Consider the following 23843-nt stretch of genomic DNA (forward strand, 5'->3'; position numbering starts at 1 on the left):
TCCTTGTGAGAGTGGATCAGTGGTGGGCGTGGCCGCAGTTGACGTCCAGGCACTGCCCGGTGATCGCGCGAGCGAGGTCGGACGCGAGGAACAGCACGGCATTCGCGATGTCGTCGGGTTCGGGCAGTCGGCGCAGATCGGTGCCGGCCGCGATCTCGGCGTAGACCACGGCCGGGTCGACGCCCCGCTGCGCGGCCTGCTTCTCGACCATCCGCTTGACCCGATCCGCCCAGATGTAGCCGGGAGCAACGGAGTTCACCCGAACACCCGTCGGGCCCATCTCGACCGAGAGACTGCGGGCGAGTGCGAGCAGTCCGGCCTTCATCACGCGATAGGCCCCGAAGTTCGGCAGCTGGTTACGCAGCACCATCGAGTTGATCATCACGACCGACCCCTGGGACCGTTCCAGCGCGGGCGCCAGTTTCCGGGTCAGGTTGAGCGCCGCCAGCAGGTTGATGTCCAGGCCCTGCCGGACCGTCTCGAACTCGGCGTCGAGCAGCCGCTCGTGCGGTGGCTGCACGAACGCGTTGTGCACCACCGCGTCGACGACGCCGAACTCCGCGAGTGCCGACTCGGCGAGATTTGTCACCGACGCGTCGTCGGTGAGGTCGGTCGGTACGGACACCGCGGTACCGCCCAGGTCCCGGATCTCGTCGGCCACCTCCGTCAGCAGCGATTCGGTCCGGGCGGCCAGGACGACCCGGGCACCGGCGAGCGCGCCACGGACGGCCACCGAGCGCCCCAGCCCCGTACCGACACCGGAGACGACCACGACCTTGCCCTCGAGCAGCGCCGGCATCGTGGGCGCCGCCAGCTCGGCGGCCGTCACACCCGGGCCTGCGGGTCGAGCACGACGCTGAGCGAGACGATCCGGCCGTCGTCGTCGAACTCGAAGAGATCGCTGGCGAGGAAGTCCGGGATCCCCTCACGCTGGACCCGCAGCTGCATCGCGGCGTACCGGCCGGAGACGACGATCGGCGAGTGTCGGCTCACCGTGAAGTCCACCTTCGCGTTCTCGGTGTCGAACTCGCGGATCTCGTCGATGCCGCGGTAAGTCCGCACGCCGAGCGGCTCGTGCTGAACGGCGTCATCCGCGAACAGCGCGACCAGTTGGTCGACATCGTGGTTGCCGAGATGCTTCACGTACGACTCGACTACCGAACAGATTTCGTCCCTCGTGGGCAAGGAACGCTCCTTCCGTGATGGGTGGGTGGTACTCGGGAACCGCATTCAGGCGATCGTGCCGCGGCTGCGCAGGTGCTCGATGATCAGCCTGCCGGCCTCTTCGGGAGACGTCGTGGTCGTGTCGATCCGCAGGTCGGGATGCTCCGGCGACTCGTACGGGGAATCGACACCGGTGAAGTTGGCCAGCTCTCCGCGACGTGCCTTCTTGTAGAGGCCCTTCGGATCCCGCTGCTCGGCGACAGCGATCGGGGTGTCGATGAACACCTCGCAGAACTGGTCGGACCCGACCAGCTCACGGGCCGCGTCACGCTCGGCACGGAACGGCGAGATGAACGACGCGAGAACGATCAGACCGGCGTCGGCCATCAGCCGGGCGACCTCGGTGACACGGCGGATGTTCTCCACTCGGTCCGCCTCGGTGAACCCCAGGTCGCGGCCCAGCCCGTGACGGACGTTGTCGCCGTCGAGCAGGTAGGTGTGACAGCCCAGCGCGTACAGCTGCCGCTCGAGTTCATTGGCGATCGTGGACTTGCCCGAGCCGGAGAGCCCGGTGAACCACAGCACCTGCCGGCGATGGCCGTTCAGCGTCTGGCGTGCCTGCTCGTTCACGTCCACGGCCTGCCAATGGATGTTGTCGGAGCGCCGCAGCGAGTGCGCGATCATGCCGGCTCCGACGGTGGTGTTGGTCAGCCGGTCGATCAGGATGAACCCACCGGTGTCGCGGTTCGCGGCGTAGGCGTCGAACGGCACCGGACGGTCGAAGCTGATGTTGCAGACGCCGATCTCGTTGAGCGCGAGGGTGTTCGTCGCGGTCTTCTCGAGGGTGTTGACGTTCACCTTGTACTTGGGCTTGGTGATCCGGGCCTGCACGGTCATGGTGCCGATCTGGCAGAGGTACGGCCGCTCGGGCAGCATCTCGTGCTCGCCCATCCAGACCACGTGCGCCTCGAACTGGTCCGCCACCCCGGGCAGCGCGTCCGCCGCGGCGAGCACGTCGCCGCGGCTGACGTCGATCTCGTCGGCGAGGGTGATCGTGACCGAGCGGCCCGCGGGCACCTCCTCCAGGTCGCCGTCCATCGTGACGATCCGCGCGACGGTGGATTCCTTGCCGCTCGGCAGCACCCGCACCCGATCGCCCGGCCGCACGACGCCGCCGACGATCTGCCCGGAGAACCCGCGGAAATCCAGGTCCGGCCGGTTCACCCACTGCACGGGCATCCGGAAGGGGCTGCCCGCGAGCTCGCCGGAGATCTCGACCGTCTCGAGATGTTCGATCAGCGTCGGGCCCTGGTACCACGGCGTGTTCGGGCTCCGGTCGGTGAGGTTGTCGCCCATGTACGCGGACATCGGGATCGCGACGACATCGCCGAGACCGATCTCGGCCGCGAATCCCGCGTACTCCTCGACGATCTCGTCGAACACCTGCTGGGAGTAGTCCACCAGGTCTAGCTTGTTCACCGCGAGCACCACGTTGCGGATGCCCAGCAGCGAGACGAGGTACGAGTGCCTGCGGGTCTGGGTGAGCACACCCTTGCGGGCGTCGATCAGGATCACCGCGAGGTCCGCGGTGGAGGCACCGGTGACCATGTTCCGGGTGTACTGCTCGTGGCCCGGGGTGTCGGCGACGACGAACTTGCGCTGCTCCGTGGAGAAGTAGCGGTAGGCGACGTCGATGGTGATGCCCTGTTCGCGTTCGGCGGCCAATCCGTCGACCAGCAGCGCGAAGTCGAGCCCGTCGCCCTGGGTGCCGACCTTGCGCGAGTCGGCCTCGAGCGCGGTCAACTGGTCCTCGAAGACGAGCTTCGACTCGTAGAGCAGGCGGCCGATCAGGGTGGACTTGCCGTCGTCGACGCTGCCGCAGGTGATGAAGCGGAGCATGGACTTCTTCGCGTGCCGCTCGAGGTAACGCTCGATGTCGTCGGCGATCAGTTCGGATGAGTGGGACATCAGAAGTACCCCTCCTGCTTCTTCTTCTCCATCGAGGCGCTGCTGTCGTGGTCGATCACGCGACCCTGGCGCTCGGATGTGGTGGTCAGCAACATTTCCTGGATGATGTCGGTCAGTGACTCGGCGGTACTTTCGACCGCACCGGTGAGCGGGTAGCAGCCGAGGGTTCGGAACCGCACGCTCTTGAGCTCGGGCTCCTCGCCGGGAAGCAGCGGCATCCGGTCGTCGTCGACCATGATGAGCGCCCCGTCGCGCTCGACGACGGGTCGTTTCGCGGCATAGTAGAGCGGAACGATCGGGATCCGCTCCTGCCGGATGTACTCCCAGACATCGAGTTCGGTCCAGTTGGACAGCGGGAAGACGCGCAGGCTCTCGCCGGGCGACTTGCGGACGTTGTACATCCGCCACAGCTCCGGACGCTGCTGCTTCGGGTCCCAGCGGTGCTCGGCCGAGCGAATCGAGAAGACTCGTTCCTTGGCGCGGGACTTCTCCTCGTCGCGCCTGGCCCCACCGAACGCGGCGTCGAACTTGTAGTGGTCGAGCGCCTGCTTGAGCCCCTCGGTCTTCCACATGTCGGTGTGAGTCGCGGAGCCGTGTGTGAAGGGGTTGATCCCCTTCTCCACGCATTCGGGGTTCTGGTACACGAGCAGATCGAGGTCGCCCGCCGCAGCGGTCTCCTCGCGCAGCTTGTACATCTCGCGGAACTTCCACGTGGTGTCCACATGGAGCAGCGGGAACGGCAGGCGGGACGGGTAGAAGGCCTTGCGCGCCAGGTGCAGCATCACGGCGCTGTCCTTGCCGACCGAATACAGCATGACGGGGTTCTCGCTCTCGGCGACGGCCTCCCTCATGATGTGGATGCTCTCGGCCTCGAGCCGTTCGAGGTGTGTCAGGGTCTTGCTGGTAGTGGGACTGCTCATCACCGAAGTTCCTCCAGTACGGTGCCTGCCAGCTCGGGGCGGCAGATCAGTAGGTCGGGCAGCCAGGGGCTGCGCTGGTTGTAGTGCAGTTCGGATCCGTCGATCCGCGAAACATGAAGTCCGGCAGCGCGAGCCACCACGACCGGGGCCGCCGAATCCCACTCGTACTGCCCGCCGGCGTGTGCGTAGACGTCCGCCTCGCCGCGCACCACGGCCATCGCCTTGGCACCCGCCGATCCCATCTCGATCAGTTCGGCACCGAGCGCGGTCGCCATCGCCATCACCGGCTCGGGCCGGCGCGTCCGGCTCACTACCACCCGCGGCGCGGCGGGCAGCGGGGGATGCGGGGCGGCGGCGTCCGCGGTCGAGAAGGTGACACCCAGCGCTGGCATCGCGACCGCACCCGCCACCAGTTCCCCACCCTCTACGAGCGCGACGTGGACGGCCCAGTCGGTGCGGCCCGGCTCGCCGAACTCACGGGTGCCGTCGAGCGGGTCGACGATCCAGACCCGGTCGGCGCCGAGCCGGTCGAGGTCGTCGGCGCCCTCCTCGGAGAGCACCGCGTCGCCCGGGAACCGCTCGCCGAGCGTGGCGACGAGGAACTCGTGGGAGAGCCGGTCTCCCGCCTTGCGCACGTGGGCGGGAACGACGCCCTCGCGCTCCAGTTCCATTCGATACACCAGGAGCAGTTCGCCTGCCGCAGTGGCAATTTCCGCCGCAGCCCGGCCGTCGGCATCACCCTGCGCGGCAGGGCGGAGGGGTGTCGATGTGACGGCATCAGTGGTCATGCATGTGACTGTAGCCACAGAATGAACAATGTTCAATACTAGATCGAACGTTGTTCATTCTGAAGCGGGTGAGCCTGCCCCTCGCCTGACGGATACGGTGACGCGGTGAGCGAAACGAACGGCAGATCGATTTACGGCGACGCGGAGGCTCGGCGGCGCCGGACGCTGGACGCGGCGGCCACCCTGCTGGACGAGGGGGGCTACTCCGCGCTCACGATCAGGTCCGTCGCGCAGCGTTCCGGCACCAGCACGGGCCTGATCTATCAATACTTCGCGGACAAACAGGAGATCTTCATCGCGCTGCTCAACGAGAGCCAGATCGAGTCCGCCGCCTTCGTGGCCGCGCTGCCCCGCGACGGCGGCGTCGCGTCGCTGATCGCGGCGGTCATCCCGAACTCGGTGCGGCAGTGGGCACGCGTCGGGCGTATGACGGCAACCTGGCGCGACATCGAGGGCGCCACCCGGTCGGAACGCGATTCCGTCCGCGAACTGCGCGTGACCGCGGAGCAGTACAACGAGGAACTCCGCCGGGCGCTTCTCGAGGCCGCGGCGGCGGAGGGCCGGACGCTGCTCGACGATCCCGCGCTCCTCCGCTTCGTCCTGTCGGGACTGATGGGCGTTTCCGACACCATCGTCAACAAGTGGGCGCCGGATCTCGACGCGACAGAGTTCGCCGAGTTCACCGCCGCCGCACTGACGCGGGCAATCACCGCCTGAGCCGGCTGCAGTGCGCCCGGCTAGGCTCGCGGGGTCACCATCCGATGCGCCGCACCGCCCGATCTACGTGTATTCCACAGACACCCTCTCGATTCAGCAGCGGCGCGCTGATCGGAACCGTACCCTCGGCGACCGTCGCGCCGTCGACCGCGAGCACCACCCGCAGGGGACCACCCATGCGAGCCTCGGTGTAGGTGGTCTCGACGGTGATCTTGTGGGTACCCGGTGACAGCATCAGATGGGCGCGGTCAACTCGCCGTACCCCTGGTACTTCTGAGCCCGGCTACGCGGTGACCCCGAGCGCCCGCGACAGCGTGGGCCAGGCCTTGGGCAGCCGATCGTTCCAGTAAGCCCAGGCGTGCACGCCGGTCACCTCATAGTCGACGGTGGCCGGGATGCCCAGCTCGCGCAGCTTCTTGTCCAACCGCCTTGTGCACTGATTCGCCGCCGCCTCGATGCCGCCGCCGACGAAGATCCGTTCGGCGTCGGTGCCGGGGCCCTCGTGCTCGCCCACGATTCCCGTGCCGACCGACAGGTAGATTGGCTTGCCGCGCAACGCCTCCGCGTTACGGACCGTGTCGTGCGCGGCCCACTCGGGACCTCCGGGCACACCCCACATCTTGGCCGGGTCGCCGCCGCGGGAGGACACCGTGACCTGCGTGCTCAGCCGGCCCACATCGTCGGTGGTCGAGTAGCACCCGCTGAAGACCGCGATGCCGCGGTACAGGTCCGGGCGCCGGTGCGCGAGCATCATCGCTCCCTGTGCGCCCATCGAGGTGCCCGCGATCGCGTTGACACCGTTGGTCTTCAGCCGGGCGTTGATCAGCGGCGGCAGCTCCTTGGTGAGGAAGGTCTCCCACTTGTGCAGCCCGACCTTCGGGTCACGCTCGTCCCAGTCGGTGTAGAGGCCGGCCACCCCACCGTTGGTCAGGACCACATTGATGTTCTTGTCGGCGAAGAACTTCGGCGCATCGGTCATGTACATCCAGGCGCTCTGGTCCTCGCCCGCGCCGACGCCCTCGAGCATGTACAGGGTGGGCCGGGAGCTGTCCGCGGCCAACAGCACGTCCACCCCGACCTCGCGGCGGAGGGCGGGCGAGGCGATGAGGAACCGCGCGACCCGCTCCGAGGTGAACTTCTCCGAGACGATCGCCGGGGTGACGATGTCGTCGCGCAGCGGGGGTATCGGCCCCGGATCGTCCTGCCACTCCACGGGCATCGTCGATCCGGAGGTGACGCTGCCGGAGTCCGAGCTATCGCCGGCGCTGCCGAAGCCCGAGCTGCCCGAGTCCGAGCTGCCCGCGCTCCCCGAGCCCGGGGCCGCGACCGCCTGGCCCGACCCGGCCAGCACCGCGCCCGCGACCAGGGCGGCACCCACCGCACGGCCCCACACGGGACGACGACACGCGAAATTCATGGACTCCCCCATCTCGATGGCGTCGATCGGAAGCGGGCACCCCACGGCCCGGACCGCCGGCCTCCCATGGAGCGACGGCACCGATCGCGGAGACGGTACCGCCTTCCGGTGGGCCGCACAGTCGAAATCGTTCTCATCGGTCACCACTGTCGCGCCCGCGAACGCCACGGGATCGGGCACACTGAACGCATGGGCGTCGACCGCGAAGTGCCTGCACCCGAACACCGTCGGCCCGACGGTGTCACCGACGCCGAGGTCGCCGCCGCCGGACGGGTCTCCGAGGCGCTCGAGACGGTCGAGCGGGCCAGGGGCCATCTGTACGGGTTCCACCAGCTCATCGGCCATGCCCACCTGCAGCTCGCCGAGGCCGTCGAGATGCTGCGCGCGGCCGGCCACGAGGCGCTGGCCGACCGGTTGCAGAAGGAACTGGTCGGGCGCAACGTCCTGGAGGGGCGCTGGACGTTCCAGGTGGTGGAGGAGTTCGATGACGGCTACTGGTCGGAGTTCCGCGACCACGAGCGGGCGGTGCGCGACGGGGTGCTCGGCGGACGCAGGCACCTCTACGAGGCCGAGATGAAGCAACACAGACGGACTGCGGGCAGACCCGGCCACGAGGCGCGGCCCGCGGAGCAGGAGTGAGTATGGAGATCCTCAGCAGCCGGACGATCCTGCGGCCGGCCGACTACCCGGCCACGCTGGCGTTCTACGCGCAGACCCTGGAGCTGGCGGTCGCGCGCGAGTACCCGGGCGGCACCGTGTTCTTCGCCGGACAGGGGTTGATCGAGGTCGCTGCCCACGGCGGGTCCGGCGAGAGCACCCGCTTCGACGGCGCCCTCTGGTTTCAGGTCCGCGACCTGACGGCGACGCAGACGGAACTGGTGCTCAAGGGCGTGCAGATCATCCGGGAGGCACGTCAGGAACCGTGGGGTCTGCACGAGATGTGGATCGCCGACCCGGATGGCGTCCCGATCGTGCTGGTGCAGATCCCGGAAGACCACCCGATCCGCAGGGACGGCCGCCCCGCGCCCTAGGAACCCCCACCCGACATGAGGTCACCGATGAGTGTTCCTGTGCAGAACCCGTCGTCCGCCCGAACCGGACGCGGCCTCGTGCTCGCCGTGCTGGCGTCGGGTCAGTTCGTGATGACGCTGGACAGCTCGGTCATGAACGTCTCGATGGCCAGCGTGGCCGCCGACCTGGGCACCACGATCACCGGGATCCAGACGGCGATCACCTTGTACACCCTCGTCATGGCCACCCTGATGATCACCGGCGGCAAGGTGGGCACCATCGTGGGCAGGCGGCGAGCCTTCGGCATCGGGCTGGTCATCTACGGATTGGGCTCGCTGACCACGTCCCTGGCACCGAACCTGGGCGTGCTGCTGATCGGCTGGTCCCTCCTGGAAGGTATCGGCGCCGCACTGATCATGCCCGCGATCGTCGCCCTGGTCGCGGCCAACTTTCCGCCGGACCGGCGCGCGGCCGCGTACGGCCTGGTGGCCGCCGCGGGCGCGATGGCGGTCGCGGCCGGGCCCCTCATCGGCGGCGCGGTCACCACGTTCGCCTCCTGGCGCTACGTCTTCCTGGGCGAGGTCGTCATCGTTGCCGCGATCCTGTTGGTGCTCAGGAGAATCGAGGACACGGCGCCGATGACGGCACGCCTCGACCTGGTCGGGTCCGCCCTGTCGGTACTGGGGTTGGGCATGCTCGTGTTCGGGGTCCTCCGGTCGAGCGAGTGGGGCTGGGTTCGGCCCACACCCGGTGGTGCGCAGGTGATGGGGGTGTCCGCGACGATGTGGCTCGTCCTGGCCGGGCTGCTGGTCGTCTTTGCCTTCCTCCGTTGGGAGACCCACCTCGCCGACACGGGCGGCGAGCCGCTGCTCGATCCCCGGCTCCTGCAGAACCGCCAGCTCAGCGGCGGCCTGACGATGTTCTTCGCGCAGTTCATGGTCCAGGCCGGGGTCTTCTTCGCGGTTCCGCTGTTCCTCTCGGTCGTCCTGGAACTCGACGCGCTGCAGACCGGGCTGCGACTGCTCCCCCTGTCGGTCGCGCTCCTGCTCGCCGCGATCGGGATTCCCAAGCTCCTGCCGCGGGCCGATCCCCGCCGGGTGGTCCGCTGCGGCCTGGGATCGATGATCGTCGGCATCGTGATCCTCGTCGCCGGGCTGGACCCGGGCGCCAACGCCGCGATCGTGGCGGTCCCGATGCTGCTGATGGGTCTCGGGCTGGGCGCCTTGGCATCCCAGCTCGGCGCCGTCACCGTGTCCGCGGTGCCGGACACACAGAGCGCCGAGGTCGGGGGGCTGCAGAACACGGCGACCAATCTCGGTGCCTCGCTGGGCACCGCACTCATCGGCGCGGTGCTCATCAGCACCCTGAGCACCGCGGCCCTGGCCGGGATACAGGGCAACCCCGACGTGCCCGCCGCGGTGCAGCAGCAGGCCGACACCGAGCTGGCCGCCGGGGTCCCGTTCCTGTCCGACACCGAACTACGCGAGGCGCTGGACGAGGCGGCGGTCACCGGGCCCGCCGCCGACGCCGTCCTCGAGATCAACGCGGACGCCCGGTTGGAGGCGCTGCGGGTGGCATGTTCCCTCGCCGCGCTGCTCGCGGTAGGGGCGCTGTTCTTCACCACCCGCATCCCCCGCGAACCGGTCGGATCCGGCGGGCGCCCGGCACCGTGAGGCCCTACGGCCTGCGCAGTGCCTCGGCGATCTGGTCGGCCCGGGCCTGCCCCTCGTACAGCTGGCGCAGCAGCCACAGCCGCAGCACCCTGGCGACGGCGCCGGCGAGATACAGGGCCGCCCCGATCACCGTGACGGCCAGCAGCGCCGTCGCCAGGATCTGGTACGAGGCGATGTTGCGCAGATCGTCCTGGGTGAGCGAGGACAGGTAAGCGACGAACGCCGCCACCGCCCCACCGATCATCAGCACCAGGCCGAGAACCCGGGCCGCGCCGTCGCCGCGCGACTGACCGGTCTTGAGCTTGAGCTCGGCAACGTCGTTCTTGAACTGTGCGCGACGCTCTTCCGCGAGTGCGGTCATGGTCATCCTCCTAGATAGCTTGTGGATAGTTCACGGTCGATTTCGTTCGGGTCCCCGGTCCGGACCACGCGGCCCTGCAGCATCAGCGCCGCCGACGTCGCGATGGGTAGCACTGCCCGGGCGAACTGCTCGGCGACCAGGATCGACAGCCCCTCCCCCGCGAGCTGGGCGACGATGTCGTACATCTCGGTGACCACTCGGGGCGCGAGGCCCATCGAGAGCTCGTCGAGCAGCAACACGGTGGGCTCGGTGCCGAGTGCACGGGACAGCGCGAGCATCTGCTGCTCTCCTCCGGACATCGAGCCGGCCAGCTGGCCGCGCCGCTTCCCGAGGATCGGGAAGCGTTGGTACGCGACCTCTTCGAGCGCCTTGAGGGTGGCCCCGGTGCCCGTCGCCACCCACAGGTTCTCGCGGACGGTGAGGTTCGGGAAGATGCCCCGACCCTCGGGAACGGTGCAGACACCCAGCCGCGCGAGGTCGGCCGCGTCGACGCCGTTGACGACCCGGCCCGCGAGCCGCAACTCGCCGTGTTCGACGGGCAGAATTCCGGAGCAGATCTTCAGCGTCGAGGTCTTGCCGCCGCCGTTGGGCCCCAGCAGCGCGACGACCGTCCCGGGGTACAGGGCCAGGTCCACCCCGTGCAGTACCTCGATGGCGCCGTAGCCGGCCCGGACACCGACCAGTTCGAGCAACGGTTCCTGTTGCGACCGGGCGGCATCCGGCGCCGCGGCGTGCCGAGGAGTGGTGATAGGTGCGTTCATGCCACCTCCTCCGTTCCGATGTAGGCCGCGATCACCGCGGGATCGTGACGAATCTCTTCCGGGGTGCCGGACGCGATCAGCGCGCCGTAGTCCAGCACGTGGATCTGCGAGCACACCTTCATCACCAGCGGCAGATCGTGCTCGACGAGGCAGATGCCGAGACCCTCCCCCGCCAACCGGACCAGCATCGCGGCGAAGTCCTCGGTCTCCTGCTCGGTCTGCCCGGAGGCAGGCTCGTCGAGCAGCAGGACCCGTGGGGAGGTCATCAGCGCGCGCGCCACCTCCACGACCCGGGCCCGGCCGGTCGGAATGTCGGAGACGTCTTTGTCTGCGACGTCCGTCAGGCCGGTCAGTTCGAGCAGTCGGTCGGTCTCCGCCTTCACGTCCGCCTTGCCGCGGGTGCCTGCGCGGTGGATGTCGCCCGCCACCCGCAGGTTGTCCCGCACCGACAGCGACAGGAACAGTTCGAGCCGCTGGAAGGTGCGGGCCAACCCCAGATGTGCGCGTTTGTACGGCGCCTTCGTGGTGACGTCGACGCCGTCGATCAGCACCTGTCCGGCGATGGGCTTCTGCAGCCCGGTGACCGTGTTGAACAGGGTGGTCTTGCCGGCACCGTTGGGGCCGATCAGCCCCGTGACCGCGCCTCGCTCGACCGCGATGCTGACGTCGTTGACGGCGACGTGGCCACCGAATCGCACTGTCACACCGCGCGTTTCGAGCAGCGGGGTTGCATCAGGAGACTGCATTGACGGTCAACTCCTTCACCGATTCGGTCTCTGACCGGGATTCGGACCCGGACCCGGTGGTTGCCTGCGCCGGCGACGAGGGCGAGGCGCTCGTAGCGGGTACCACCGGCACGCTGGGCAGGCCGAGCTCGCGGTCGAGACAATCGCGGCCCTCCTGGGTGTACGGCTCGTCGATGCCGACCAACTCGGGCGGCGTGGTGCGCCGCCGGGCGACCTCCTCGGCGCCGAGTACCGCCGTCGGCATGAGCATTTCACCGACCACCGGCAGCGCGAACACCGTGACGATGGTCAGCGAGGCGAACCACCAGTTGCCCAGGACCCCGGTCAACGCCAGCAGGTAGAGGACCGCGACGAACGCCGCGCCCCCGATCAGCACCGGCTTGGCGTCGCGCAGCTTGCGGTAGCCCTCGATCACCTGATGCACGCTGCCGCTGGGGTTGTGGCCGACACCGATACCGATCAGCGCCGGGCTCACCGCGGCGATGTTGCCCAGCAGCAGGTACAGGCCCTCGAGCTCCGGCTGCGCCTTCGCCAGGTTGGTGAACGAGACCATGATGATCGAGAAGCCGACGCCGGCCATCACGCCGCCGAAGAGGGCTCCGCTGACGTAGCCGATGCCCGCGACCACCGTCAGCATCAGCAGCGACAGGCTGATGATGATGGTGAAGCTGTCGCCGGAGACCGCGCCCATCGCGCTCGACATCAGGATGCCGCCGAGGCCTGCGATACCCGCCGAGATCATGAACACGCTCAGCTTCAGTTTGACCAGGTTCTGACCGAGCATCGCCGAGGCCGCCGGGCTGTCCTTCATCGCCGCCAGCCGTCGGCCGTATCCGCTGTTGCGCAGCGCCACGACGGCGACGCCGAGGATCGCGAACAGCACGGTCGCCGTCATCAGGAAGGTGGTCTCGTTGCCCAGGTCCAGCGGGCCGATCTGCAGCGGCGGGATCACCAGCGAACCGCCGGTGAACAGGGAGAACTTCACACCGAACAGCTCGTGCTCGGTCGTGTCGCGCAGCACCATGTTGCTCAGGAACACACCGAACGCCATCGTCGCCAGCGCCAGGTACAGACCCCGCAGACGCAGCGCGGGCAGAGCGACCAGGCCACCGACCAGCGCGGCCACCAGCACGCCGAGCAACACTCCGACGATCGTCAGTCGCTGTGCGAGCCCGGAGCCGGAGATGCCGAAGTGGTAGACCACGATCGTCGCGACCGCACCGAACGACAGTGGGGCCAGGTTCATCTCGCCTGCGTAGCCGGTGAGCACGGTCAGCGACAGCGCGACGATGGCGAAGCACATGCCGATGGTGAGGGTGGTGATCGCGGACTCGACCATCAGCAACCGGATCAGGTAGACGATCACGACCAGCGCCGCTCCCCACGTGACCGCCTTGCGGACGCTGGGCACGTGGTAGCGCTCACGGGTGCGGACGGCGGCGCCGCGCAGGCGGTCCTGCGGCAGCACGATCAGCACCACGAACAGCGCGATCATCGGCAGCGAGACCCGCAGGTTCGACGTCCACGTCCAGGTCGACGGTCCGTACCCGAGCAGGTAGGTGCCGGCCAGACCGAGCACGATCGCGCCGACGAAGGTGCGCGGGATGCTACGCAACCGGCCGAACATCGCGGCCGCGAACGCGTCGATCACCAACAGCGTCAACAGGTTCGCCTCGAGAGTTCCGCCGCTGATCGGGGTGACGAGGATGCCCGCGAGGACCGCGAGCATGGAGCTCAGCGCCCACGAGAAGCCGGCGATTCGCTCAGGGTTGTGCCCGTTCAGGCGCAGCAGATCCGGGTCGTCGACGACGCCGCGCATTGTGGCGCCCATCCGGGTGCGGGTGAACAGCAGCCGCAGTCCGACGGCGATGGCGATCGCCGCGACGAGACAGATGACCTCGTGCACGTGCACGGTAGCGCCGAGGAGGGAGAACTTGGCGTCGTCACCGAAGAACATCCGCAGGGTGCGGGGCTCCTCCGGGTGCCAGAACCACTGCGACAGGAACAGCATCCCGAGCATGATCGAGACGGTGACCACGATCTTGGTCACCTCCGCGGTGTCCCGCAGGCCCCGCATGATCAGGAAGTACAGCGCCAGGCCCATCAACGGGCCCAACACGCCGAGCGCCAACAGCAGCGCGATCGGGGCGGGCAGGTTCCAGCCGTAGCGGAGCTGCCAGTAGAAGAACGCGCCGAGCATGGCCTGCGCACCGTGGGCGAAGTTGAAGATCCCCGAGGTGCTGTAGGTGAGCACCAGCCCGGAGGCTGCGATCGCGTACACGGCACCGAGCACCAGGCCCAGGATCGTGAACGTCACGAAAGTGTCCATGTGAGAAACCCTCTGTCTTGAGAGATGCGGCAGTGCCGCGGTGGTGCGCCGGTGGAGTCCGGGGACTCGGTGGGCGCACCACCGCGGCGCAGCGGCCTTAGGCCTTGGGCTTGATCACGTTCGGGTTGAGGTACTTGGTCGAGACCCGGTCGGGTCCGAGCTCGGTGCCCCAGGTCGACGGGTCCGTCTTGATCAGGTACTCGTCGTTGCACTCGAACTCACCGGAGGTGCTGGGGAACGCCTGCGTGTACTCGGCGCCCTTGAGCGAGACCATCAGGCCGCACGTGGCCGGCATGTTCTTGCCCGGGTCGGTGACCGCGTGCAGTCCGCCGCCGTCCCACTCGTGGATCTGGGAGAGCTCGTCGATCATGCACTGACGGGTCAGGTCCGAGCCGCACTCCTTGGCCGCGGTCGCCCACAGCAGGAACGAGGAGGTGGACTGCATGCCCAGCAGCGCGGTCTTGCCGCCCTTCTCCGCGACCAGGTCGACGTACTTCTGGACGGCCGGAACCTTGTCGGCGTTCTCGAGCATCTGGAAGGTCATGTCGGCGTTCAGGTTGTCGAGAATCCCGGATTCCTTGTTGAAGGTCTGCGCGGAGTTTCCGTACCAGGTGGCCTCACCGAAGATGATCGGATCGATACCGACCTGGTTGACCGCCTTGAAGAAGTTGAACTCGTTCGGCACCGGAGAGCGCGAGGTCCACAGACCCTTGACACCGCACTCCTTGTACTTCTCGGCGAACGCGACGTAGCTGGGCTCGCCCTGGTAGTTCAGGGTGACGCCGCAGTCCTTGAGCTTGAAGCCCGCGGCCTCGGCCATCGAACGAGTCTTCGCCAGCGAGGTGATGATCGTGGGCATTGTGGAGCCGACCAGGTCGAAGTCGTTCAGCAGGTCGGGGTGCATCTTCGCCATCTGGAACCAGGCGGCCCCGTTGGCGTAGTCCACGGGGAACGGGACACCCTGGTAGGTCATCGGGCCGCTGGCCGCGTCGGGCGAGACCGTGAAGCCGGGGACTGCCGCCATGTTGCAGGCGACGCGGGTCTGCTCGGCGGTCTGGTCCATCGCGAAGCCGTGGCCGACCATCATGAACTGGGACGCGCACGCCTCCTGCATGACGGTGTTGGCCTGCGTCATCGCCGCGTCGTAGTCGGTGCCGACGATCTTGCGGCCGTTGATGCCGCCCTGGTCGTTGCACCAGTCGATCATCGCGGAGACGGCGTCGGACATCTCCTTGTTCAATCCGGGGCTCTGGGCGTAGCCGCGGTCGTCGCCGTAGCCGATCTTGATCTCGGTGTCGCTGACGCCCTGGTCGGTCGCGCCCGTCGCATCGCCCTCCCCACAGGGCGACTCGAGGGTGCCGAACGAACCCCGGGACGCGGAGGTCTGCGAATCGCCATTGGCGCCGCCCCCGGTGGCGCCGGTGACCGCCTCGCCCGATCGCTCGGTGGCACACGCGGACAGCATCGCTGCCGACATGGCCAACGCTGCCACGAGCCGGGCCGTCTTCTTTCGTTTCACGATCGGTGTCTCCTTCTCGGCTACCCGGGACCGGGCAGGTTCCGTGGGGGTCGGGCCAGAGCGCGCGGCCGTCCCACCCGGGCAGGGGGTGTGAGGCCTGCGTCACTTGATGCCGGGACGGTAATCAGCGGCGACGGAGGCAATTCGCTGGTTCCCGGTGAGTGAGACCGCCCGGTGAGCTTCGCCACATTTCGTTCCGGACTGTGACGGTTCGCATGCTGGTGGACCGCGTTGCGCGGGTCGGCCGGGATTCGCGCGAAGTGCCGCGACCTGGCCGGACGGGGTCGGCGCGGTGTGCTGGAAAGCACGCGCGAACAGCGGGTACAGACTCGACTTTTACGCGTTCGTAACGGAGGATCTAGGCCGTGAACGCGGAACTCATCGTTCTTCTTGTCGTAGTTGTCACAGCCCTCGGGTTCGACTTCACCAACGGCTTCCATGACACCGGCAACGCGATGGCGACGTCGATTGCGACCGGGGCGCTCAAACCCCGAGTCGCGGTTGCGCTTTCCGCAATCCTGAACTTGGTGGGCGCGTTCCTCTCGGTCGAGGTCGCGGCCACCGTCGCGAAGGGCGTGGTCAACCTCAGCTCGGTGGGCGGTGAGGATCTGCTGTTCATCGTCTTCGCCGGACTCGTCGGCGGAATCATCTGGAACCTGGCCACCTGGCTGTTCGGCATCCCCTCGAGTTCCTCGCACGCGCTGTTCGGCGGCCTGATCGGCGCGGCGATCGCCTCCCTCGGGATGAACGGCGTCGAGTGGTCAGGCGTGCTGAGCAAGGTGGTCATCCCGGCCCTGCTGGCGCCGGTCGTCGCCGGACTCGTCGCCGCGGCCGGCACCTTGCTGATCTACCGGATCACCCGAGGCGTCAGCGACGAGACCAAGGAATCCGGGTTCCGGTTCGGCCAGGTCGGCTCCGCGTCCCTGGTGTCGCTCGCGCACGGCACCAACGATGCACAGAAGACGATGGGCGTGATCTTCCTGGCCCTGGTCGCACACGGCACCCTCAACGCCGACTCCGACATGCCGTTCTGGGTGAAGCTGAGCTGCGCGGTGGCGATCGCCCTCGGCACCTACCTCGGCGGGTGGCGCGTGATCCGCACCCTCGGCAAGGGCCTGGTGGAGATCGCGGCGCCGCAGGGCATGGCCGCGGAGGCATCCTCGGCCGCCATCATCCTGACCTCCAGCCACCTGGGGCTGCCGCTGTCCACGACGCACGTCGCCACCGGTTCGATCATGGGTACCGGCGTCGGCCGCCGCGGCGCCGAGGTGCGCTGGGGCGTCGCGGGCCGGATGGCGGTCGCCTGGCTGATCACCCTCCCGTCGGCCGCGCTGGTCGGCGCCGTGTGCTGGGGCATCGCGCAGCTGATCGGCGGCCTGCCCGGCGTGCTGGTCGTGTTCGCGATCCTGCTGATACTCGCGGGCTGGATGTATGCCCGCTCGCGCAGGCAGCCGATCGACTCGAACAACGTCAACGCGGAGTGGGACGGCGGACTGATCCCGGCCGAGGACATCCCGGGTCCCCCCGCGTCGCCGAACCCGGTACCCGCTCCCGCGCCGAACCCGCGCAACAACGTGACGGCCTGAGGACTACGCAGACATGGATCTTCTCTCGAAAACCGTCGATTCGCTGTGGCAGGTCGTCGTGGTGGGCCTGCTGCTCGGCGCCGGCCTGCCCGCGATCTTCGCACTGGGCCTGCGGGCGCTCGACTCCCGACCGGCCGCCGATTCGACGACCACCGCCACCCGGAAGCCACTCGGCCTGATCGCCGCCGTGACGTGTTTCGCCGTGGTGGTCATCGCGATCATCACCGGGATCTTGTTCATCATGCAGGGCTTCCTCAGCCACACCTTCAACATCGACATCTTCTAGCGTCGACCCACGAGTCGAGAGGCAACATCTCGTGAGCTCAGAAAAACCGTCATTCCCCCTGTCCGTCCTGAAGTGGCTGCGGGCCGGGTACCCGGAGGGCATCCCCCCGAAGGACCGCATCCCGTTGGTGGCTCTGCTGCACCGCAAGCTGACCGCCGAACAGATCAAGGACGTGGCCGTCGCGCTCGCCGAGTCGCGAGACGAGGGCCAGGACCCGACCGTCACCCGCGCCGAGATCGGCGAGCTGATCGAGCACATCACCCATGAGGCGCCGTCGGACGACGACATCGCCCGCGTCCGGTCGGTGCTGGCCGCGGCCGGTTGGCCGCTCGCGGATCCCGGCGACGAGCCGTAGGGAATCCCGCCGTGGCCCTTCCACCGTTCCTCGCCTCGATACTCGGGTGGCTGCGCACCGGGTATCCCAACGGCGTGCCCGAACAGGACTACATCCCGTTGATCGCCCTGCTCCGCAGGCGCCTGTCCGACGAGGAGGTCCACGCGGTCACCGATGCGCTGGTCGAGCAGTTCCCGCCGCCGATCGACAAGATCGACATCCAGGTGCTCATCACCAAGGTCACCGATGAGATGCCGATCGAATCCGATGTGGAGCGGGTCCGCGCACACCTCGCCGCCGGCGGCTGGCCGCTGGCCGACGAGCCGGACGGGACGACGACCCTGCGTGGGCTCGGCCGTCACGCCGAGTCGAGCGGGGACAGCGCGGCGCCCGCGGACGAGGACACACCGCCCGAGACCGGCTAACCGATCAGCCCGTCGATGATCTCGCGGGCCATCGAGGCCGCGTCCGGCTCCCCCATCCGCAGCGCGGTGTTGACCGCGCTCAGCAGCGCTTCGATCTCGAACGCCACCGCGGCGGCGTCCCGCCCCTGTACCGCGCCCTGTTCCTGGGCGCGCCGGAGTTCGCGGGTGAGCAGGTCGCGCCAGTCGCGCTGATCGGCCGCGATCGCATCGCGGACCGGCCCCGGTCGGCTGTCGAACTCGGAGACCGTCGCCACCCGGAAACAGCCACCGGGGAACACCGGCGCGGACACGAAGTCGAACCACCGGTCGATCAGGGTCCGTAACCGGGGCAGTCCGGCCTGCTCCTTCATGCCCGGCCGGACGACGTGCTCGATGAACACCTCCCGGGCCGACTGCACCGCGGCGACCTGGAGGTTCTCCTTGGTGCCGAACAATGTCGCGACGCCGCTCTTGCTCAGCCCGAGGTCGGTGGCGAGCCTGCCGATGCTCAGGCCGGTCAGCCCCTCGACCGAGGCGACATCCGCGGCATGCCGTGCGATCGATGCGCGGGCCAGGGCGCCCTTTATCAGCCGCTGGTCAGAGGTTGTTGCCGTATCCACCACCGGTCCATCCTCCCACGAGATCTTGCCAAATTGAACGAACGGTCGTACGTTCACTATCTGCACGAACGATCGTACGTCCTGTTTCGGCCGTCCACCACCCTCACCGGTGCCACCGCCTTCGAAAGGAATCGACCATGACCCAGGTGTCCGAACAGACGCGGCGCCCACCAAGCCAGTCGTCCTCGCTTGCGCTCCTGATCGCCTGCAGCGCAACGTTTGTCGCATTCCTCGACCTCTCGGTCGTCAACATCGCCTTCCCCACGATCGCCCGGGACTTCGCTACGGCCGAGTCGACCACCCTCACCTGGGTGGTCAGCGGCTACGCGGTGGCGTTCGCGGCGCTGCTCACGCCCGCGGGGCGACTCGCCGACGTCCTGGGGCGGCGCCGGGTCTTTCTCACCGCCCTGGTCGGGTTCGCGTTGACCTCACTGATGTGCGCGGTCGCCCCCAGCGCGCCATGGCTGATCGGGGGCCGGTTCCTGCAGGGCGCCGCCGCGGCGCTGATGATCCCGGCGGCCCTCGCGCTGGTGTTGGCGGTCACCTCCTCCGAACGGATCGCCGCCGCGATCGGCGCCTGGTCCGCCGCGGGCGGATTCGCGGCGGTGGTCGGCCCCGCGATCGGCGGAGCGCTGGTCGAGTCGTTCGGCTGGCGAGCCGTGTTCGTCATCAATGTGCCGATCGCGGCGGCACTCGTGGCACTCGGCACCCGCCTCCGGACCGACGACACCCGGGCATCGGACGGCCCCGCTCCCGCCGGGGCACTCCCCGACATCGCCGGCACCCTCGCGGCGACGCTCGGTGTCGGCGCGCTGGTGGCGGGGGTGACCGAGGGGCAGCGTTGGGGATGGGCCTCACCGACGACGCTAAGCGTCCTCGGAGTCGGGCTGGCCCTCCTGGCCCTCGCCCTCGTGCGGTCCAGGCGGCACCCGAGTCCGGCGATCGCGGTCGACCTGTGGCGCAACCGGCGGTACGCCCTCTCCAACGCCACCTCGTTTGTGTTCGGCGCCGCGATGTTCGCCTGGCTGCTGGCCGGTCCGCTGTTCCTGGACGCAATCTGGGGCTACACGGTGCTGCAGTCGGCCGGGGCGCTCAGCGTCGGTGCGCTGGCGGCGATGGTGACGGCCACGGCGGCGGGCCGGACCGGCTCCGCCGCCACGCTGCGCCGACTGGGTGTACTGGGCGCGCTGATGTTTGCCGGATCGGCCCTCTGGATGAGCACCGATGTGTTCGGCGCCGCGCATCGACTGTGGTCCGCCTGGATTCCCGCCGGCATCCTCGGCGGCGGCGGCATCGGGCTGATCGTCACCGTCCTCGGCACTGTTGCCGCGAGTTCTGTTCCGCCGCATCAGTTCGCCTCGGGAGTCGGGATGAATCTGATGTCGCGGCAGGTCGGCGGGGCCCTCGGCGTGGCGGTATTGGCCGCAGTGTTCGCCGCGAACGCGGGAGATGCGCTGGCCGGGTTCCACGCCCTGTTCCTCGCCTGCGCGGTCGCCGCGGTGGTCGCCGGGATCCTCGCGGCCACCCTCACCGAGGGACGCGGAGCCCGCGCCGACGGCAGCACCCCCAGTAGCACCCTTCCCATCGAGATCAAGGAGCAGTAGCGATGAATCACAACGACTTTCGGACCGAATCCACCGACCCGATGTGCCTGAGTGCCGCGGAGGCGCGCGCTCTGCTGACCTATGCACCCTGGTCGCGGTACGCCGTCATGGGCGACTCGATAGCGGAGGGCATCGGCGATCCCAGCCCCGGCTACGCAACCACACCATGGGCGGATCGCGTTGCGGCCGTATTGAAGTCGACGCAACCGGACCTGGCCTACCTGAACACGGGACGGATGGGCGCCACCAGCGCACAGGTGCTCGACGAGCAGCTGCAGACCGTGCTGGACTTCGACCCGGACCTGGTGCACATCACCTTCGGCGCCAACGACCTGTGGATGCCGGAGGCCGATTTCGACGCGATGGCCGACAACCTGGAGACCGCGTTCGCCGCGGTGCATCGACGTGGAGCACAGATCTCGACGCTCGCGCTGGCGGACGTGTTCGTCGGCAGACGGATGCGGCCGATGCGGGAGCGGATCGCGCACCTCAACGACGTCACCCGGACGCTGGCCGCCCGGTACGACGCGGTGCTGGTGGACATGTGGGAACACCCGCTCCGGTTGCGGCCGGACCTGATGAGCGCGGACCTCATCCATTTCGCGATGACCGGGCACGCCGTGCTGGCGACGGAAGTGGTACGTGCCCTTCACGATCGCCTCGCGCGGCTGGCGCAACAAGCCTCTCGCTGTTGAGCTATTGAGGACCGAAGATGTCCGCTATTGGTGTGATGGTGGATGTCATGACCTTCACAGACAGCATTCGCCCGTTCCGCGTCGACATCCCGCAGGCCGACCTCGACTACCTGTCCGACCGCCTCGCCCGCACCCGTCTCCCGGCTCCGTTGCCGGGGGACGGGTGGGACACCGGGGTCCCGGTGTCGTACCTGCGGGAGCTCGTCGAGTACTGGCGCAGCGATTTCGACTGGCGGGAACAGGAAAGGGACCTCAATGCGCATCCGCAGTTCATCACCGAGATCGACGGACAGAACGTGCATTTCCTGCATGTCCGGTCCCCCGAGCCGGACGCGTTGGCGCTGGTGCTCACGCACGGGTGGCCGGGATCCGTGGTGGAGTTCCTCGACGTGATCGGGCCGCTGACCGATCCCCGTTCGCACGGCGGCGACCCCTCGGATGCGTTCCACCTGGTGATCCCGAGCCTGCCCGGCTTCGGGTTCTCCGGGCCCGTCGCCGACGAGGGCTGGGACACCGCTCGCATCGCACGGGTCTGGGTCGAGCTGATGGCGCGACTCGGCTATGAGCGATACGGAGTGCAGGGTGGCGACATCGGCGCAGGCGTGTCGCCGGAGGTGGGCAGGGTCGCCCCGCAACGCGTCGTGGGGGTGCACGTGAACGGCAGCCTCGGCACCCCACTGCACGAGATCGACGACGTCGAGAGGGCGTCGCTGACCGATCTCGAACGCGACCGGCTGGCCCGGGTCGAGGCCTTCATGCAGGAGGAGTTCGGCTACATCTCGATCCAGTCCACCCGGCCGCAGACCCTCGCGGCGGGCCTGGTCGACTCCCCCGTCGGCCAATTGGCCTGGGTCCTCGACAAGTTCCGGGAGTGGACCCATCCGCGCAAAGCGCTTCCCGACGAGGTCATCGATCGCGACCGGCTGCTGACCAACGCGATGATCTATTGGCTGACCGGAACAGCCGGCTCCTCCGCCTACGTCGGATACGCCCAGGAATCCGCTTGGGGTGCAACGAAGGAACCCTCGGGCGTGCCCACGGGAGCGATCATGTTCGCGCACGATGTCGGAATCCGCAGATACGCCGAGACCGAGAACACGATCACCCGATGGGTCGACGTGGAGGGCCGTGGCGGACACTTCGCCGCGCTCGAGGAGCCGGCGCTGCTCACCGACGACATCCGGGAGTTCTTCCGCGACCTGAGGTGACAGGCCTGGGATGAGGTTGATGGGCGGCCGGTTGTGCGGGAGATCGTCGCCGGCCGCCCTCGGCTCGACGTTCCCCGCGCGGCAGGGGCGTTACGCCCACCTACGGCGAATCGCCGTCGTCCTCCGGTAGGGGGTGCGGTTGTCGCCGGTGATCGCCGTGCCGCTTCCGTGCGTCAGTCTCTCGACGCGCCTGCGCTTTTCGTCGGGCGCGGTCGTGGGGGCACCCCCTACACGAAGTGCTTGGGGGAGAGCTCTTTCGGGTGGTGGCGGTGGTTGATGCGTGGCTTCTGCTCGGGGTCGATGTGCGGCGGCGGGATCCATTCGGTGCGTCCGGCGTATTCGGTGCCCTTGGGTGCGGTTTGGGTTTGCCAGCCGCCCGGGCCGTCGTGGATGAGGGCGTGACAGCCGTCGCAGCCGAGCTGGGGGCACCCCCTGCACGAAGTGCTTGGGGGAAAGCACGCCGATGTCGGTGGCGCCGCCCTTGGACCAGTCGCGGACGTGATGGACCGCGGTCATCGTGGTCGGCGCGTCGCACCCAGGCCGGGTGCAACCACCGTCGGCCGCGATGAGGGCCAGGCGTTGGTCGGCGGTGGCGAGGCGTTTGCTTCGTCCGAGGTGCAACGGTCGGCCGTTGTGATCGAAGAGCACCAGCACCGGGTGCGCTTGTTCGGCGAGCTTCAATGCGTCCTTGATCGGAAGGATTCCACCGGATGCGGTCGTGGCGACGCCAGTGGCGTGTTCGAGTTGGTCGAGGGTCATGGTGATGATCGCGGTGGCCGGCAGCCCGCGATGCGAACCCACGACGCCGGAACCGAGGAGGGTGCGGAGTGCTTCCTTGAGGGCGTCGTGATTGCGCTGCGCGGCGGTGCGGGTGTCCCGGCCCGCCGCGGCAGCGAGCCTGTCGCGGTCGACGTTCGGGTGCTCGGCATCACCGCTCGGCGATTCGGGATCGTCGGGGTTGTTCATCCCGGGCCGCGCCCACTTCGCCAAGATCGGTTCGAGCAACGCTCTCGTCTCCGGGTCGAGGTGACCCGAGATCGGCGTCATTCCCCCCAAGCACTTCGTGCAGGGAGGTGCCCCCAGATTCTTGTCTTGGCGGCCGAACCGGATCCCACGCAGGCGCTTGCGATCCCTGTCGTCGGCGAGGTCACCGTCCGGGTTCAGGTACGCGAGCAGGTCGTGTCCGGCGTTCTCGACATCCTCCGGGGTCCCGGCCCGCGCCAGTTCGGCCAGGATCTGTTCCGCTGCCTAGACGTCGGACGCGGGCACCGCATGCGGAATCTTGCGGATGACCTCGCGCACCGCCCGGCAATGATCGGCACCGACGTCGCCGTCACGTTGGGCTTGAGCGGTCTCGGGCAGATCAGCGGGCAGCGATTCACCGGACAGCGCATGCCAGGTGCCCAACGACTTCGCGGCGGTGACCCGCGCGGAGGCGTCGGCCGCCGAAATCCGCAACACCCCGACCAGCAGCTTGTTGACGGACCTGTGACCGAGCGTGCCCGGCAGCGATCGTTCGACCGTCTCGACGATCAGCTTGTGTCCGACCGTCGACGCCCGACGCAGCGATTTCTCCAGCCGGCGCATGGTGTCGGTCAGGTTGTCGGCGGAGAGCCCGGTCAGGTCGCTGTCACACAGTCCTTCGACGGCGTCGGCGATCGCGGACAGGTGTTCCTGCACCCGCCACGCAGCCCCGATCCCATTGATCGAACTCATGTTCGAAGCCTACCGC

General features: G+C 68.5%; 24 protein-coding genes and 1 pseudogene. 11 read left to right on the forward strand and 14 right to left on the reverse strand.

Annotation, left to right across the window (positions count from 1 at the left end):
* Positions 1-16: 16 nt before the first annotated feature.
* Genes ACFQS9_RS15055 through ACFQS9_RS15075 form a run of 5 tightly spaced genes read right to left on the reverse strand, consistent with a single transcriptional unit; the run spans position 17 to position 4840 of the window.
* A complete protein-coding gene (locus ACFQS9_RS15055) occupies positions 17-799 on the reverse strand; it encodes an SDR family oxidoreductase (protein ID WP_378406522.1) in 783 nt (260 codons plus the stop codon).
* Between the two features lie 26 nt (positions 800-825).
* Positions 826-1185 carry a nuclear transport factor 2 family protein gene (locus ACFQS9_RS15060; RefSeq protein ID WP_378405993.1) on the reverse strand — a complete coding sequence of 120 codons (360 nt, stop codon included), beginning with the start codon at positions 1183-1185 and terminating at the stop codon, positions 826-828.
* A 45-nt stretch (positions 1186-1230) separates the two neighbouring features.
* Positions 1231-3132, reverse strand: a complete 1902-nt coding sequence (gene cysN / locus ACFQS9_RS15065; RefSeq protein ID WP_378405995.1) for a sulfate adenylyltransferase subunit CysN — start codon at positions 3130-3132, stop codon at positions 1231-1233.
* Positions 3132-4052, reverse strand: coding sequence for a sulfate adenylyltransferase subunit CysD (gene cysD, locus ACFQS9_RS15070; RefSeq protein ID WP_378405997.1), 921 nt, complete (start codon positions 4050-4052; stop codon positions 3132-3134). Before cysD ends, cysN begins: the two co-directional genes overlap by 1 nt.
* Positions 4052-4840 (reverse strand): 3'(2'),5'-bisphosphate nucleotidase CysQ, encoded by a 789-nt coding sequence (locus ACFQS9_RS15075; RefSeq protein ID WP_378405999.1) that lies wholly within the window; start codon positions 4838-4840, stop codon positions 4052-4054. The genes cysD and ACFQS9_RS15075 overlap by 1 nt, the downstream gene beginning before the upstream one ends.
* A gap of 105 nt (positions 4841-4945) precedes the next feature.
* On the opposite strand from ACFQS9_RS15075, the gene ACFQS9_RS15080 reads away from it, so the two are divergent.
* Entirely contained in the window at positions 4946-5557 is a 612-nt protein-coding gene (locus ACFQS9_RS15080; protein WP_378406001.1) for a TetR/AcrR family transcriptional regulator, read from the forward strand.
* Positions 5558-5591: 34 nt separating this feature from the next.
* Here the strand turns inward: ACFQS9_RS15080 and ACFQS9_RS15085 are convergent, their stop codons facing one another.
* Both ACFQS9_RS15085 and ACFQS9_RS15090 read right to left on the reverse strand, forming a co-directional pair.
* Positions 5592-5792 carry a hypothetical protein gene (locus ACFQS9_RS15085; RefSeq protein ID WP_378406002.1) on the reverse strand — a complete coding sequence of 67 codons (201 nt, stop codon included), beginning with the start codon at positions 5790-5792 and terminating at the stop codon, positions 5592-5594.
* 48 nt (positions 5793-5840) lie between these two features.
* Positions 5841-6974: an alpha/beta hydrolase gene (locus tag ACFQS9_RS15090; RefSeq protein WP_378406004.1), complete on the reverse strand. Its 1134-nt coding sequence runs from the start codon at positions 6972-6974 to the stop codon at positions 5841-5843.
* Positions 6975-7163: 189 nt separating this feature from the next.
* Here ACFQS9_RS15090 and ACFQS9_RS15095 point away from each other — a divergent pair, with 189 nt between their 5' ends.
* From ACFQS9_RS15095 to ACFQS9_RS15105, 3 genes are read left to right on the forward strand one after another with little or no spacing between them, the layout of a single operon-like run.
* On the forward strand, positions 7164-7613 hold the full coding sequence (locus tag ACFQS9_RS15095) for a hypothetical protein (RefSeq protein WP_378406006.1): 450 nt from the start codon (positions 7164-7166) through the stop codon (positions 7611-7613).
* 2 nt (positions 7614-7615) lie between these two features.
* Entirely contained in the window at positions 7616-8005 is a 390-nt protein-coding gene (locus ACFQS9_RS15100; protein ID WP_378406008.1) for a VOC family protein, read from the forward strand.
* A 27-nt stretch (positions 8006-8032) separates the two neighbouring features.
* Positions 8033-9658 carry an MFS transporter gene (locus ACFQS9_RS15105; protein WP_378406010.1) on the forward strand — a complete coding sequence of 542 codons (1626 nt, stop codon included), beginning with the start codon at positions 8033-8035 and terminating at the stop codon, positions 9656-9658.
* 4 nt (positions 9659-9662) lie between these two features.
* Here ACFQS9_RS15105 and ACFQS9_RS15110 read toward each other — a convergent pair whose 3' ends face one another.
* The 5 genes from ACFQS9_RS15110 to ACFQS9_RS15130 all read right to left on the reverse strand — a co-directional run bounded on the left by ACFQS9_RS15110 (position 9663) and on the right by ACFQS9_RS15130 (position 15374).
* Positions 9663-10019 (reverse strand): hypothetical protein, encoded by a 357-nt coding sequence (locus tag ACFQS9_RS15110; RefSeq protein ID WP_378406012.1) that lies wholly within the window; start codon positions 10017-10019, stop codon positions 9663-9665.
* A gap of 2 nt (positions 10020-10021) precedes the next feature.
* Positions 10022-10780 carry an ABC transporter ATP-binding protein gene (locus tag ACFQS9_RS15115; RefSeq protein WP_378406014.1) on the reverse strand — a complete coding sequence of 253 codons (759 nt, stop codon included), beginning with the start codon at positions 10778-10780 and terminating at the stop codon, positions 10022-10024.
* Positions 10777-11526, reverse strand: a complete 750-nt coding sequence (locus ACFQS9_RS15120; RefSeq protein WP_378406017.1) for an ABC transporter ATP-binding protein — start codon at positions 11524-11526, stop codon at positions 10777-10779. The genes ACFQS9_RS15115 and ACFQS9_RS15120 overlap by 4 nt, the downstream gene beginning before the upstream one ends.
* Positions 11513-13855 carry an ABC transporter permease gene (locus tag ACFQS9_RS15125; RefSeq protein WP_378406019.1) on the reverse strand — a complete coding sequence of 781 codons (2343 nt, stop codon included), beginning with the start codon at positions 13853-13855 and terminating at the stop codon, positions 11513-11515. Before ACFQS9_RS15125 ends, ACFQS9_RS15120 begins: the two co-directional genes overlap by 14 nt.
* 97 nt (positions 13856-13952) lie before the next feature.
* Positions 13953-15374 (reverse strand): ABC transporter substrate-binding protein, encoded by a 1422-nt coding sequence (locus ACFQS9_RS15130; protein WP_378406021.1) that lies wholly within the window; start codon positions 15372-15374, stop codon positions 13953-13955.
* 365 nt (positions 15375-15739) lie between these two features.
* Here ACFQS9_RS15130 and ACFQS9_RS15135 point away from each other — a divergent pair, with 365 nt between their 5' ends.
* From ACFQS9_RS15135 to ACFQS9_RS15150, 4 genes are read left to right on the forward strand one after another with little or no spacing between them, the layout of a single operon-like run.
* Entirely contained in the window at positions 15740-16960 is a 1221-nt protein-coding gene (locus ACFQS9_RS15135; protein ID WP_378406023.1) for an inorganic phosphate transporter, read from the forward strand.
* A 13-nt stretch (positions 16961-16973) separates the two neighbouring features.
* On the forward strand, positions 16974-17246 hold the full coding sequence (locus tag ACFQS9_RS15140; protein WP_378406025.1) for a hypothetical protein: 273 nt from the start codon (positions 16974-16976) through the stop codon (positions 17244-17246).
* A 31-nt stretch (positions 17247-17277) separates the two neighbouring features.
* The gene (locus tag ACFQS9_RS15145) at positions 17278-17601 is read left to right on the forward strand and encodes a DUF3349 domain-containing protein (RefSeq protein ID WP_378406027.1); all 324 of its coding nucleotides are present in this window, start codon (positions 17278-17280) and stop codon (positions 17599-17601) included.
* Positions 17602-17612: 11 nt separating this feature from the next.
* Entirely contained in the window at positions 17613-18005 is a 393-nt protein-coding gene (locus ACFQS9_RS15150) for a DUF3349 domain-containing protein (protein WP_378406029.1), read from the forward strand.
* Here ACFQS9_RS15150 and ACFQS9_RS15155 read toward each other — a convergent pair.
* Entirely contained in the window at positions 18002-18607 is a 606-nt protein-coding gene (locus ACFQS9_RS15155; RefSeq protein WP_378406031.1) for a TetR/AcrR family transcriptional regulator, read from the reverse strand. The genes ACFQS9_RS15150 and ACFQS9_RS15155 overlap by 4 nt on opposite strands.
* 134 nt (positions 18608-18741) lie before the next feature.
* Between ACFQS9_RS15155 and ACFQS9_RS15160 the strand changes: the two genes are divergently transcribed.
* Genes ACFQS9_RS15160 through ACFQS9_RS15170 form a run of 3 tightly spaced genes read left to right on the forward strand, consistent with a single transcriptional unit; the run spans position 18742 to position 22111 of the window.
* Positions 18742-20208, forward strand: coding sequence for an MFS transporter (locus ACFQS9_RS15160; protein WP_378406032.1), 1467 nt, complete (start codon positions 18742-18744; stop codon positions 20206-20208).
* Positions 20209-20210: 2 nt separating this feature from the next.
* Positions 20211-20903 (forward strand): SGNH/GDSL hydrolase family protein, encoded by a 693-nt coding sequence (locus tag ACFQS9_RS15165; RefSeq protein WP_378406034.1) that lies wholly within the window; start codon positions 20211-20213, stop codon positions 20901-20903.
* 47 nt (positions 20904-20950) lie between these two features.
* Positions 20951-22111: an epoxide hydrolase family protein gene (locus ACFQS9_RS15170; protein WP_378406036.1), complete on the forward strand. Its 1161-nt coding sequence runs from the start codon at positions 20951-20953 to the stop codon at positions 22109-22111.
* A 90-nt stretch (positions 22112-22201) separates the two neighbouring features.
* Here ACFQS9_RS15170 and ACFQS9_RS15175 read toward each other — a convergent pair.
* A pseudogene (locus ACFQS9_RS15175) lies at positions 22202-23827 on the reverse strand (HNH endonuclease signature motif containing protein).
* Positions 23828-23843 lie beyond the last annotated feature (16 nt).

It is taken from the genome of Rhodococcus daqingensis (assembly GCF_042665615.1).
Classification (GTDB): domain Bacteria; phylum Actinomycetota; class Actinomycetes; order Mycobacteriales; family Mycobacteriaceae; genus Rhodococcus_G; species Rhodococcus_G daqingensis.